This window comes from Vibrio marinisediminis, assembly GCF_014050145.1.
GTDB classification, from domain to species: Bacteria; Pseudomonadota; Gammaproteobacteria; order Enterobacterales; family Vibrionaceae; genus Vibrio; species Vibrio marinisediminis.
The window spans coordinates 209,765-222,557 of the sequence record NZ_JACFYF010000003.1 but is presented as its reverse complement, the minus strand read 5'-3'; the positions used below and the strand labels follow the sequence as shown (position 1 = coordinate 222,557).

The 12,793-nt window shown below is 45.1% G+C and carries 10 protein-coding genes; 1 reads left to right on the top strand and 9 read right to left on the bottom strand.

Annotation, left to right across the window (positions count from 1 at the left end; genetic code table 11):
- Nucleotides 1-41: 41 nt before the first annotated feature.
- The 6 genes from parC to nudF all read right to left on the bottom strand — a co-directional run bounded on the left by parC (nucleotide 42) and on the right by nudF (nucleotide 7,008).
- Nucleotides 42-2,327: a DNA topoisomerase IV subunit A gene (gene parC, locus H2O73_RS07785; RefSeq protein WP_182108281.1), complete on the bottom strand. Its 2,286-nt coding sequence runs from the start codon at nucleotides 2,325-2,327 to the stop codon at nucleotides 42-44.
- 3 nt (nucleotides 2,328-2,330) lie between these two features.
- Nucleotides 2,331-4,211, bottom strand: coding sequence for a DNA topoisomerase IV subunit B (gene parE, locus H2O73_RS07780; protein ID WP_182108280.1), 1,881 nt, complete (start codon nucleotides 4,209-4,211; stop codon nucleotides 2,331-2,333).
- Between the two features lie 259 nt (nucleotides 4,212-4,470).
- Nucleotides 4,471-5,052 (bottom strand): esterase YqiA, encoded by a 582-nt coding sequence (gene yqiA / locus H2O73_RS07775; RefSeq protein WP_182108279.1) that lies wholly within the window; start codon nucleotides 5,050-5,052, stop codon nucleotides 4,471-4,473.
- Nucleotides 5,053-5,119: 67 nt separating this feature from the next.
- Nucleotides 5,120-5,941: a 3',5'-cyclic-AMP phosphodiesterase gene (gene cpdA / locus H2O73_RS07770; RefSeq protein WP_182108278.1), complete on the bottom strand. Its 822-nt coding sequence runs from the start codon at nucleotides 5,939-5,941 to the stop codon at nucleotides 5,120-5,122.
- Nucleotides 5,942-5,950: 9 nt separating this feature from the next.
- The gene (locus tag H2O73_RS07765) at nucleotides 5,951-6,391 is read right to left on the bottom strand and encodes a DUF1249 family protein (RefSeq protein ID WP_182108277.1); all 441 of its coding nucleotides are present in this window, start codon (nucleotides 6,389-6,391) and stop codon (nucleotides 5,951-5,953) included.
- Nucleotides 6,379-7,008, bottom strand: coding sequence for an ADP-ribose diphosphatase (gene nudF / locus H2O73_RS07760; protein ID WP_182108276.1), 630 nt, complete (start codon nucleotides 7,006-7,008; stop codon nucleotides 6,379-6,381). Before nudF ends, H2O73_RS07765 begins: the two co-directional genes overlap by 13 nt.
- 233 nt (nucleotides 7,009-7,241) lie before the next feature.
- Between nudF and tolC the strand changes: the two genes are divergently transcribed.
- Nucleotides 7,242-8,552, top strand: a complete 1,311-nt coding sequence (gene tolC / locus H2O73_RS07755; RefSeq protein ID WP_182108275.1) for an outer membrane channel protein TolC — start codon at nucleotides 7,242-7,244, stop codon at nucleotides 8,550-8,552.
- A gap of 67 nt (nucleotides 8,553-8,619) precedes the next feature.
- On the opposite strand, the gene truB is transcribed toward tolC, so the two are convergent.
- The 3 genes from truB to infB form a co-directional block, all read right to left on the bottom strand.
- The gene (gene truB, locus H2O73_RS07750) at nucleotides 8,620-9,576 is read right to left on the bottom strand and encodes a tRNA pseudouridine(55) synthase TruB (RefSeq protein WP_182108274.1); all 957 of its coding nucleotides are present in this window, start codon (nucleotides 9,574-9,576) and stop codon (nucleotides 8,620-8,622) included.
- Nucleotides 9,576-9,971 (bottom strand): 30S ribosome-binding factor RbfA, encoded by a 396-nt coding sequence (gene rbfA, locus H2O73_RS07745; RefSeq protein ID WP_182108273.1) that lies wholly within the window; start codon nucleotides 9,969-9,971, stop codon nucleotides 9,576-9,578. The genes truB and rbfA overlap by 1 nt, the downstream gene beginning before the upstream one ends.
- Nucleotides 9,972-10,081: 110 nt before the next feature.
- Nucleotides 10,082-12,775 carry a translation initiation factor IF-2 gene (infB, locus tag H2O73_RS07740; RefSeq protein WP_182108272.1) on the bottom strand — a complete coding sequence of 898 codons (2,694 nt, stop codon included), beginning with the start codon at nucleotides 12,773-12,775 and terminating at the stop codon, nucleotides 10,082-10,084.
- Between the last annotated feature and the right edge of the window lie 18 nt (nucleotides 12,776-12,793).

Genomic DNA, 12,793 nt, shown 5'->3' with positions numbered 1-12,793 from the left:
GTTATTGATAAAAAAATCCCAGCCACGTGGCTGGGTTTTTTTTAGTCTAATGATTCACTAGCGTCATCACTTGGCTCATCATTTGAGTCGATCTCAATCCGAGTCACTCGCTGAAGACCTCTTGGTAGCAAGGCACCTCGACGCCCACGCTCACCGCGGAAGTTCTCTAAATCCGACGGTTTCAAGCCCAGCTTACGCTTACCTGCGTATAACGTTACCGAACAATGTTGCGGTATCGACATAAGATGAGAGACAATTTCTTCACGCTCTTTGGCTTTCGCCGCAGGAATGTTGATGATCTTATTACCTTTACCTTTACCCAGTTGCGGTAGTTCCTTAATAGGGAACAACAACATACGCCCTTGGTTGGTAATAGCGAGAATCTCGTCACTGTCCAAATCTCGGATCGTTTGCGGCGTGATCACCTCTGAGTTTTGAGGAAGAGAAACCAGAGCTTTACCACTGCGGTTCTTCGACAACAGTTCGCTGCCTTTACACACAAACCCATAACCGGCATCAGAACCGATGAGCCATAGCTGATCATCTTCACCCATCACCACTTGGCGAACTGAGGTGCCAGGTGCAACGTTTAAGCGCCCGGTAATTGGTTCACCTTGGCTACGTGCAGACGGAAGTGAGTGTGATTCCAGCGAGTAGCTTCGACCATCACTACCTAAAAATACCGCTTGTTGGTTACTCTTACCACGCGCATGAGCGAGGTAATTATCACCCGATTTGTAGCTTAAGCTTTCGGCGTCAACGTCATGCCCTTTGGCATGGCGAATCCAACCTTTCTCAGATAGCACCACTGTGATTGGCTCACTCGGCACTAAATCACGCTCAGTGAGTGCTTTTGCTTCTGCACGCTCAATCAGTGGTGAACGACGATCATCGCCATACTTTTCTGCGTCAGCTTGGATCTCTTTCTTCATCAAAGTATTGAGACGACGCTCAGAGCCAAGGAGTTTTTCTAGCTTCTCACGCTCTTTTTCCAACTCATCTTGCTCACCGCGAATTTTCATTTCTTCCAATTTCGCAAGGTGACGAAGTTTTGTATCTAAGATTGCATCGGCTTGAATATCGGTAATACCAAAGCGAGCGATCAGTACTGCTTTCGGATCATCTTCAGTACGGATAATCTCAATCACTTCATCTAAGTTAAGGTAAGCAACAAGTAAGCCTTCTAAGATGTGCAAGCGAGCAAGCACTTTATCCAAACGATATTGTAGACGGCGAGTAACCGTTGAACGACGGAACTCTATCCACTCTGACAGTATCTGTACCAAACCTTTAACTTGTGGTCGATTATTCAAACCGATCATATTCAAGTTAACGCGGAAGCTTTTTTCAAGATCCGTTGAAGCAAACAGGTGGTTCATCAACTGATCGCAATCAATGCGGTTCGAACGCGGCACAATAACGATACGCGTCGGATTTTCGTGATCCGATTCATCACGAAGATCATCAACCATTGGTAGCTTCTTAGCTCGCATTTGGTTGGCAATCTGCTCAAGCAATTTCGCTCCTGACACTTGGTGCGGTAAAGCAGTAATCACTAGATCACTGCCTTCTTTGTGCCACACAGCGCGCATTTTGATGCTGCCACGACCAGTACGGTAGATCTTCTCAATTTCCGCCTGTGGTGACGTAATCTCAGCTTCTGTCGGGTAATCAGGACCTTTAACAAACTGCATCACATCTGACAATTCCGCTTTCGGGTTGTCGAGCATGTGAATCGCTGCTTCCGCTACTTCGCGTACGTTATGTGGCGGAATGTCGGTAGCCATACCAACCGCGATACCAGTGATGCCATTAAGCAAAATGTGCGGCAAACGTGCTGGCAACATTTGTGGCTCTTTCATTGTGCCATCAAAGTTTGGCTGCCAATCGACCGTTCCTTGACCAAGTTCACCAAGCAATACTTCCGCAAACTTCGACAGTTTTGCTTCGGTATAACGCATCGCAGCGAATGATTTAGGATCGTCTGGCGCACCCCAGTTACCTTGACCATCGACCAATGGGTAACGGTAAGAGAACGGCTGTGCCATCAACACCATGGCTTCATAACAGGCAGAATCACCGTGTGGGTGATACTTACCCAACACGTCACCAACGGTACGTGCTGATTTTTTATATTTTGCTGATGCCGAAAGACCAAGCTCTGACATTGCATAAATGATACGACGTTGAACCGGTTTTAAGCCGTCACCAATATATGGCAAAGCTCGGTCCATAATTACGTACATTGAATAGTTTAGATAAGCGTCTTCAGTGAACTTGCGCATTGGCAACTGTTCAACGCCATCATAGGTAATATCTGTAGACATCCGTTAAACCTCTGCCATATCGCCGTTGCTTTGTAACCATGCGCGACGATCGTCTGAACGCTTCTTACCCAGCAACATATCCATCATTTCCATGGTGGCTTCGTTGTCATCAATCGTTAGCTGAACCAAGCGACGGGTATTAGGATCCATCGTTGTTTCGCGTAGCTGCAGTGGGTTCATCTCACCCAGACCTTTGAATCGCTGCACGTTGATTTTGGCTTTTTTCTTCGATAGGCGCTCTAGTACACCCTCTTTTTCGTCGTCATCAAGGGCATAGAACACTTCTTTGCCACAGTCGATACGATACAGAGGTGGCATCGCGACATAAATATGCCCAGCTTCAACCAAGGTGCGGAAATGGCGGGTGAATAGCGCACACAGTAGCGTGGCAATGTGAAGACCATCCGAGTCCGCATCGGCAAGGATACAGATTTTACCGTAACGCAAACCTTCTAGGTCATCGCTGTCAGGGTCAATACCCAAGGCAACCGAAATATCGTGAACTTCTTGCGATGCCAGCACTTGATCGGCGGCGACTTCCCAAGTGTTCAAGATCTTACCACGCAGTGGCATCACTGCTTGGAATTCACGATCACGCGCTTGCTTAGCCGAACCGCCTGCTGAGTCCCCTTCGACAAAGAAGATTTCAGTGCGGTTTAAATCTTGTACCGAGCAGTCAGTGAGTTTCCCCGGTAGCGCAGGGCCTGAGGCTACTTTTTTACGCACCACTTTTTTGCTCGCGCGCATACGGCGGTGAGCATTAGCAATACAGACTTCTGCTAATTGTTCTGCTAGTTGTGGTTTTTCATTTAGCCATAAGCTAAAGACATCTTTCACCACACCCGAAACAAATGCCGCGGTTTGACGAGATGAAAGGCGCTCTTTGGTTTGACCTGCAAACTGAGGATCTTGCATCTTGACTGATAGTACGTATGAACAGCGGTCAAAGACATCATCACCGGTTAGCTTCACGCCGCGAGGTAGTAAGTTGCGGAACTCACAAAATTCTCGCATGGCGTCTAACAAGCCCTGACGAAGACCATTCACATGCGTACCGCCTTGAGCGGTTGGGATCAAGTTAACGTAACTCTCGGTGATCATCTCACCGCCTTCAGGCTGCCAAATAACCGCCCAATTCGCCGCTTCTGTTTCAGCAGAAAACTCACCGGTAAACGGCGCTTCAGGTAAAACTGGGTAACCTTTCACCCCTTCCGCTAAGTAATCAGTTAAGCCATCTTCATAAAACCAACGATGATCTTGATTGTTTACTTTATCGGTAAAGGTAATTTCTAAGCCCGGACACAGTACCGCTTTCGCGCGCAGGTTGTTGACCAGTCGCGTAACAGAGAAATTCGGTGAATCAAAGTAGCTAGTGTCAGGCCAAAAGTGAACGCTGGTGCCTTTATTGCGGCGACCACAGGTACCTGTAACAGTCAGTTCTTCAACTTTGTTACCGTGCTCAAAGGCCATTTCATAGATTTGGCCATCACGACGCACAGTCACTTCAACGCGTTTTGAAAGGGCGTTAACTACTGAGATGCCCACGCCGTGCAAGCCACCTGAGAACTGGTAGTTTTTATTAGAAAATTTGCCACCGGCATGCAGCTTACAAAAAATCAGTTCCACACCTGAGATTTTTTCTTCAGGGTGAATATCAACAGGCATGCCTCGACCATCATCAATAACTTCTAAAGATTGGTCTGCATGCAGAATCACTTGTACCTTAGAGGCATGTCCGGCGAGCGCTTCATCGACACTGTTATCGATGACTTCTTGGCCCAAATGGTTTGGACGCGCTGTATCCGTATACATCCCTGGTCGGCGACGTACTGGCTCCAAGCCATTAAGAACCTCAATGGCTCCAGCATTATATTGTTCAGTCATAATACGGAAATTCGTTATAGAAATTGAATTGGTTACTAGGTAGAGCGCTTAATATGCAAGGATGGTCGAGGAAAAAACTTCACTCAATCGCTGATTATCTAAGCGTCTTACAACTACAATAGTACAGGGTCAACATAGTCTGGAAGAGACTTGTTTATGTCAAGCGAGATACGTAAGTAACGAGTAAATTTATGACTCTTCCCTCAATGAACGGCAATTTTTTGAGCAACTCGCCGATAAGAAGAAATCACTTTTCGAGCTATAAGGATAAAAACTCGACGATCTGTTTTGGGTAGCGTTCGAAGTCGACAAAACTGTGATCACCACCTTGTTCTACGGTTTGTTTTGCCAATGCAAACTTTGCCACCGCTTGGCGATAATCTAAAACTTCATCTTCCGTTTGTTGCAGCAGCCAAAAATCGATTGGATTGAGTAACTGCGGTACATCTAACGCTCTTAACTCATCAACATGATGGGCTTCAAGAATATAGCGTTCATGAGTATACGGGTTTTCTTGTTCACCTAAGTAATCAAGTAACAACTCGTAGGGTTTAACCGCTGGGTTAACAAGCACCGCTTTAAAGCCAAATTGAGCATTAAGCCAGGTCGACATATAGCCACCCAATGAGCTTCCTACCAAGCCAATTTGATAATCATCCTTATACTGGTTGACTAAATCGAGTAATAACTTAGACGCCTGTTGTGGAAAACAAGGAAGCTGAGGGACTACCACTTTAATATCGGGGCGATGTTGCGCACAGTACTCTTTCATCACATTGGCTTTATGCGACAAAGGGGAACTGTTAAAACCATGGATATATAGCAATAAGGAGGGTTTCATATCTCTACTCTGTGGCTATCAGGCTTAATAATGGCAGATACAATCATTAAGCCCCGTTGTAACAATCTTAATAGCCGTTGGAATCAAAATTCGGAGCAAAAACCCCTTCTTCTAAGCGCTTAACTCGTGTTTCGAAACGACCATCGGAATGAAGCTCTAATTCTCGCCAACCTGGTGCACAGGTATCAAGCGCGAAATCATCACTGTTTGGTTTAAACTGAACACACGTTGATGGTGTAGCAATGACTGTTGCACCGCTGCGTTCTTTTTGCATATCTTGATGAACATGCCCACATAAGATAGCGCGTACATTCGAATGTTGCTCTACAATTTGCCAAAATTGTTCAGAATCTTTTAGCGTATGTTGATCGAGCCAAGCACTACCCACTAACAAAGGATGGTGATGTAGCAATACAAGTGTATATCGCTCCGGGTATTGGCGTAATTTACTGTCAAGCAGATCCAATTGTTGTGGGCTTAAACGACCATGAGGCACGCCTTCAACTTGAGAATCAAGCAGTACCATTTGCCAATGTTCACCCAGTAATACGTGTTCAGCTTGAACTATCTGTTCTGATGGCAGAACAGAATTCATACTCGGCTTGTAGTCATGATTGCCAGGCAACCAATAACATGGCTGTATCAATGACTGTATGCCTTGGGCAAATTTTTGATAAGAAGCATCGCTGTGATCTTGCGATATATCCCCTGTTGCCAAAATAGCTTCAAACTGGAAACTTTCTTGCATAACAGCATCCACAACAGCATTAAAGCTGTCGCTAGTACAAACGCTGAGCAAGCTCCCGTCTTCCGCTTCAAACAGATGAGTATCGGTAATTTGCAGTAGTTTTATTGTGTCTTTCACTGTTGTGTTTGACGTTACTTTCAAAATTTTAACCTAGATATTCAAAGGCGTTCGGCTAATTCCGTATTTTAAACAAAACGACAGCCAGTCACCTAGAAAACGGTTCAATTGTGCTTTTTCGTCTTTTTGAACCATTTTGTCATTCGGGTAATCATATCGAGCCTTTACTCGACTTAAATCTTCACTGCTACACACTTCAGCCACTCTGGCATCGTGATAAAGCCTGACAGACATTTTCGGTAATGGAAATATTGGTACGTCATCGCTTTGACAAATATCGACCAAAGTTGTGTACTTTGTGACTTCAGCCACTCGTATTTGGTACGACATACTGGATGCTTGATAACAACGTACATCATCTACACTTGGTTGCGTAGGCAACAGCGCATTTAATTTAGCGTAATTTGTCTCATAAACCCGCATCAATTCAGCTAAGTCAACATGATACGGTTTTCTAACGGCTACTTTTCCCATTTTACTCGTAAACGCTGATAGTTGAGCTCCAACCATTGTAACGCAATAATTGAGGCACCATTTTCAAAACGCCCATTTTGCACCCACAAATAAGCTTGCTCACGAGGTACAACATGAACTCGAATATCTTCACCTTCATAGTCTAAACCATGAACGCCATGCGCGGTTGAAGCATCGACTTCACCCACAAACACGTCCAACCGTTCAGAACAGCCCCCAGAAGATGGGTAATATGAGGTTACTTTTGATAAGCGACCAATATCAATACCAGCCTCTTCAACTGATTCTCGACGCGCAACTTCTTCTGCGGTTTCGTTGCTATCAATAATCCCAGCAACAATCTCTAACTGCCATGGCTGTGCATGTTCCAATGCCCCTACTCTGATCTGCTCAACCAGAACGACTTGGTCGGTAACAGGATCATAAGGCAAAAGCGCAGCGGCATGACCACGATCAAACATCTCTCTTTCAATAACTTGACTCCATCCACCTTCAAACAACCTATGCTTAAAGCGATATTTCACCATTTTGAAATACCCTTGAAATAGAGTCTCTTTTGAGATTATTTCGACATCTTCTGTGGTAAATAGGGATGAATCCTTATTTGACTGTTGCATTTGGCACCTCTGTCAATGAACCTTATAGTTTACGCAGAGAGTTTGAGTTGTTCCATCGACGAAGCTCAACTTTTTGTATAAATTTTCTAAAAAAATTTAAATTACCGACACTTTTATTGCACAACCGGACAATTAAGTGTAAAAGATTGCAAAGTTTAGAGTGAATTAGCGTCAATTTAAGTTAAACTCTTGAACAACAGAACTCATATTTTAATTTAGCAGGAATCGAACCCATGAAAAAACTGCTTCCACTATTTATCAGTGCGGCGCTTGGTAGCCTTAGTACTTCCGCGTGGGCTGATACGCTGGCAGATATCTACAATCAAGCAAAAGATAATGATCCAAAGCTATTGAGCGCAGCAGCAACTCGTGATCAAGCCTTTGAAGCGATTAACTCATCTCGAGCATCCCTACTACCGCAAATTGCTCTTACTGCAGGTTACGATGTTAACCGTGGTGAAGTAAATAATGTAGATAACGACAGTGACGGCTGGAAAGCAGGCATTAACTTCACGCAAGAACTTTACAACCGTTCTAGCTGGATCACGCTTGATACTGCTGAAAAAGGCGCACGTCAAGCCGATGCTGCCTATGCAGCAGAGCAACAAGGTCTGATCCTACGTGTATCTCAAGCTTACTTTGAAGTATTACGTGCACAAGATAACCTAGTCTTTGTTCAAGCAGAGAAAGCAGCAGTTGGTCGCCAACTAGAGCAAACAAAGCAGCGTTTTGAAGTGGGTCTATCAGCAATTACTGACGTACATGATGCACAAGCGCAGTACGATGCGGTATTGGCGGATGAAGTATTAGCACAAAATAGCCTAGTCAATAGCTATGAAGGTCTACGCGAAATCACAGGTCAAGAGCACGCCAACCTAGACGTTCTGGATACTGCTCGTTTCTCTGCAAGTAAAACCGCAGCAACGATCGACAGCATGCTTTCAGAAGCTCAACAGAAAAACTTAAAACTTCTTTCTGCTCGTATCGCACAAGACATCGCTAAAGATAACATCTCAAATGCAAGTTCTGGTCACCTACCTACGCTGAACCTAAAAGGTGGTTACAACCTCTCTGATACAGATACAGATTTAAATGGCAATCAAGAAGTTGACAATCTAAACCTCGGTATCCAACTTGATGTGCCGCTATACACAGGTGGCTCGGTCACTTCTGCAACCAAACAAGCCGAGTTCGGTTATGTTGCTGCAAGCCAAGATCTTGAAGAAACTTACCGTAGTGTCGTAAAAGATGTGCGAGCTTCTAACAACGACATCAGCGCTTCTATTGGCGCATTACGTGCTTATGAGCAAACTGTAGTGTCAGCTCAATCTGCACTTGAAGCAACCGAAGCGGGCTTTGATGTAGGTACTCGTACCATTGTTGATGTATTAGACTCAACACGCCGTCTCTACGATGCAAACAAAAACCTATCTAACGCTCGCTACAACTATATCCTAAGCGTACTGAACCTGCGCCAAGCGGTGGGTACGTTGAGCGAACAAGATATCTTGGATATCAATGCTGGTCTTAAGCCTGCAAAGTAATTCCTGAAATATAAAAAAACCTGCTCAATGAGCAGGTTTTTTTGTTTTCACAGTTTCTCAACCTAACTTAAGCATTAGAGAGTTCTGGTTCGCGAAACACCACTAGACGTTTCGGCGCTACACGGCCATTGTCGTCGATTTGTGCGACGCCAATAAAGAGTCTCTCAACTCCGCTGGTCATGCGTACTGTTCCTTCTGCAGGGGCACCAGAGACTTGAACTGGCATGCCATGTTGAACCAAATCGGTCAACTCTGCATTCATATTCACTTCTGGTAGGTCTTCCACAGCGCTATCCATTGGCATTAGCAACGGATCAAGCAATTCGCGAGGAGCAATCTCTTCACGATGTGCTTGCTCAAGCAATTCGTTTAACTGCTCAAGTGTCACCATTTTCTCATACGGATACTTAGCAACCGCAGTGCGACGAAGCATCGTCACATGAGCGCCACAGCCAAGTAATTCACCTAAGTCATCAACGATAGTACGAATATAGGTGCCTTTCGAGCAGTGTACTTCCATCTCCACTTCATCGCCTTCAAAGCGGTGAAGCACAATTTCGTACACGGTGATCTTGCGCGATTCACGAGGAACTTCAATACCTGCTCGTGCGTATTCATACAAAGGCTTACCTTGGTATTTTAGCGCTGAGAACATTGAAGGTACTTGATCAGATACGCCACGGAATGTATCAATGCAAGCTTCAAGCTTGGTCAAATCAACATCGACAGGACGCGTTTCAACCACTTCACCATCAGAGTCAGAGGTGTTAGTGCGCTCGCCAAGTTTGGCGATCACACGGTAGCGCTTATCCGAATCAAGAAGAAACTGAGAAAACTTGGTCGCTTCACCCAAGCAAATTGGCAGCATGCCTGTTGCTAAAGGATCTAGAGCGCCAGTATGACCGGCTTTTTCCGCAAAATAGATACGTTTTACTTTTTGCAGCGCATCATTAGACGAAATACCAGTTGGCTTATCCAGCAGGATAACACCATCAATTGGACGACCTTTGCGACGACGAGCCATTACTCTTCGTCCTCGCGACCTGCTTCTTTCTGCTTACGCTTATCTTCGTTCAACACGTCACTTACTAAGCTAGACATACGCATACCTTCAACAAGAGTGTTGTCGTAAGTAAAACGAACTTCTGGCGTTAAGCGATGACGAATACGCTTACCTAGCATCATGCGAATCGGCACTTCGTGCTCTTTCAGTGCCGCTAGACAGCTTTCTGGAGTTTGTTCACCAACACATAGGAAAGTAACGAATACTTTTGCGTAAGCAAGGTCACGTGATACTTCAACGTCTGAAATGGTAACCATACCTAAACGTGAGTCACGCACTTCACGTTGAATGATCATCGCGAGTTCTTTTTGCAGCTGCTGTGAAACACGCTGCGTGCGGCTAAATTCTCTTGCCATAATATTTCTCTTAAATAGAAAGAATGGGGGGATGGTTATCCCAGCCCCCCATGGTGTATTCAACAACCAATTACTAATTACCTTTCAGGGTATTAAGTAATTTTAGTCTATTAATCTAGTGTACGTTTGATTTCGATGATTTCGAATACTTCGATTTGGTCGCCTACGCGAACATCGTTGTAGTTCTTAACGCCGATACCACACTCGTAACCATTTTTAACTTCTTGAACGTCATCTTTAAAGCGACGTAGTGACTCTAGTTCACCTTCGTAGATAACAACGTTCTCACGCAGTACGCGGATTGGGTTGTTACGCTTAATCAGACCTTCAGTAACCATACAACCAGCAATTGCGCCCAGTTTAGGTGACTTAAATACGTCACGAACTTCAGCAAGACCAATGATCTCTTGCTTGAATTCTGGAGCAAGCATACCGCTCATTGCTTGTTTAACTTCGTCAATCAATTGGTAAATGATTGAGTAATAACGTAGGTCAACGCTTGCAGTTTCAATTGCACGACGCGCAGACGCATCAGCACGAACGTTGAAGCCTAGGATGATAGCGTTTGAAGCTTCAGCTAGAACAGCATCAGTTTCAGTAATACCACCAACACCAGAACCTACGATGTTTACTTTCACTTCGTCAGTTGACAGTTTCAGTAGAGAGTCAGCAATTGCTTCTACAGAACCTTGTACGTCAGCTTTCAGTACTACATTTAGCTCAGCAACTTCACCAGCAGCCATGTTCGCGAACATGTTTTCTAGTTTAGATTTCTGCTGACGAGCAAGTTTCACTTCGCGGAACTTACCAGCGCGGTAGTTTGCAACTTCACGTGCTTTACGCTCGTCACGAACAACTGTAGCTTCGTCACCTGATGACGGCACACCTGAAAGACCTAGGATCTCTACAGGAATAGACGGACCAGCTTGAGTAATTTCTTTACCTAGCTCATCACGCATTGCACGTACACGACCGTACTCTTGACCACAAAGAACGATGTCGCCTTTGTTTAGCGTACCAGACTGTACAAGAACAGTAGCAACTGGACCACGACCTTTATCTAGGCGAGATTCAACAACCACACCTGATGCCATGCCTTCAGCAACAGCAGTCAGTTCTAGTACTTCAGATTGAAGAAGGATCGCTTCTAGAAGACCATCAATGTTGGTACCTTCTTTTGCAGAGATGTGAACGAACATGTTCTCACCGCCCCATTCCTCAGGAATAACATCGTACTGAGCTAGCTCATTCTTAACGTTATCTGGGTTTGCGCCTTCTTTATCGATCTTGTTCACAGCAACAATCAGAGGTACACCCGCCGCTTTCGCGTGCTGGATTGCTTCTACTGTTTGTGGCATTACGCCATCGTCAGCTGCAACAACAAGAACAACGATATCTGTCGCTTGAGCACCACGAGCACGCATAGCAGTAAACGCTGCGTGTCCAGGAGTATCAAGGAAAGTGATCATACCGTTTTCAGTTTCAACGTGGTATGCACCAATGTGCTGTGTGATACCGCCCGCTTCGCCTGATGCAACGTGAGTACGACGAATGTAGTCAAGTGTTGACGTTTTACCGTGGTCAACGTGACCCATGATAGTAACTACTGGAGCACGAGGTACGGCTTCAGCGTTGTTATCACGATCGTTTAGTACCGCTTCTTCAAGTTCATTCTCTTTACGAAGAATAACCTTGTGACCCATTTCTTCAGCAACTAGTGCTGCAGTTTCTTGGTCAATGACTTGGTTGATAGTCGCCATGGCGCCCATCTTCATCATCACTTTAATAACTTCAGTCGCTTTAACAGACATCTTGTTTGCAAGTTCAGACAGTACGATTGTTTCACCAATCACAACATCCGATTTTGCAACAGAAGCAGTCTTGTCAAACGCTTGCTGCATTGAGCTAGGTTTCGCCATTTTACCACGACCACGACCACCGCGAGCATTACGTCCGCCGCGCTCTTGTGAATCGCTCTTCGTAGACATTTTTTTCTGTTTACGACGACGAGTAGTACCAGCGCCTTCTTCTTTAAGGTCGGCAGCGTCTTCCGCTTCACGAGCGTAAGTAGAAGTCGTTACGTGGTAGTCAGAATTCTCTAACTCTTTCTTTTTCTTTTCTTCTTCAGTCCAACGCTCGCTGTTTTCTTCAGCAAGTTTACGCGCTTCTTCAACAAGCTTTGCAGCTTCTTCTTCAGCTTTACGTTGAGCTTCTTCTTCCTGACGACGTTTTAGTTCGTCAGCTTCTTTTTTAGCTTGCGTATTCACATCCGCATTTTTTGCATTCATGTCTTTCTTAGCCTTATCAGCTTGTACGCGTTGGGCCTTCTCTTCAGCGTCGCGTTTTGCATCCGCTTCTCGCTTCGCTTTCTCTTCGGCCTCGCGTTGTGCTTTCTCTGCAGCTTCGCGTTGTGCTAGTTCCTCAGCCTCACGCTTCGCTAGCTCTTCCGCTTCTTTCTTCGCTGCTTCTTCAGCTTCAAGATTCGCTTGATCTTCAATAGAGCTGCGTTTTACGTAAGTGCGCTTTTTGCGCACTTCGACTTGAACATCTTTACTCTTACCGCCGCCAGCGTTCACACTCAGTGTGCTACGCGTTTTACGTTGCAACGTTAAACGAGTAGGCGCTGAATCGCCCGATGAATCGCCGTGTTCCTTTTTAAGATGACTTAGAAGTTGTTGCTTCTCGTCTTCTGAAATTGCATCGCTTCCTGACTTATTAATTCCAGCATCAGCAAGTTGTTCAATCAAGCGGTCAACTGGCGTACCAATCTCTTCACCCAGAGTTTCTACTGTAAGTTGTGTCATTCCGCTTCCTCCTTGCTG

Coding starts and splice junctions, on each gene's coding strand:
- parC (WP_182108281.1), bottom strand. CDS start 2,327: ATGTCTACAGATATTACCTATGATGGCGTTGAACAGTTGCCAATGCGC.
- parE (WP_182108280.1), bottom strand. CDS start 4,211: ATGACTGAACAATATAATGCTGGAGCCATTGAGGTTCTTAATGGCTTG.
- yqiA (WP_182108279.1), bottom strand. CDS start 5,052: ATGAAACCCTCCTTATTGCTATATATCCATGGTTTTAACAGTTCCCCT.
- H2O73_RS07765 (WP_182108277.1), bottom strand. CDS start 6,391: ATGGGAAAAGTAGCCGTTAGAAAACCGTATCATGTTGACTTAGCTGAA.
- nudF (WP_182108276.1), bottom strand. CDS start 7,008: ATGCAACAGTCAAATAAGGATTCATCCCTATTTACCACAGAAGATGTC.
- tolC (WP_182108275.1), top strand. CDS start 7,242: ATGAAAAAACTGCTTCCACTATTTATCAGTGCGGCGCTTGGTAGCCTT.
- truB (WP_182108274.1), bottom strand. CDS start 9,576: ATGGCTCGTCGTCGCAAAGGTCGTCCAATTGATGGTGTTATCCTGCTG.
- rbfA (WP_182108273.1), bottom strand. CDS start 9,971: ATGGCAAGAGAATTTAGCCGCACGCAGCGTGTTTCACAGCAGCTGCAA.
- infB (WP_182108272.1), bottom strand. CDS start 12,775: ATGACACAACTTACAGTAGAAACTCTGGGTGAAGAGATTGGTACGCCA.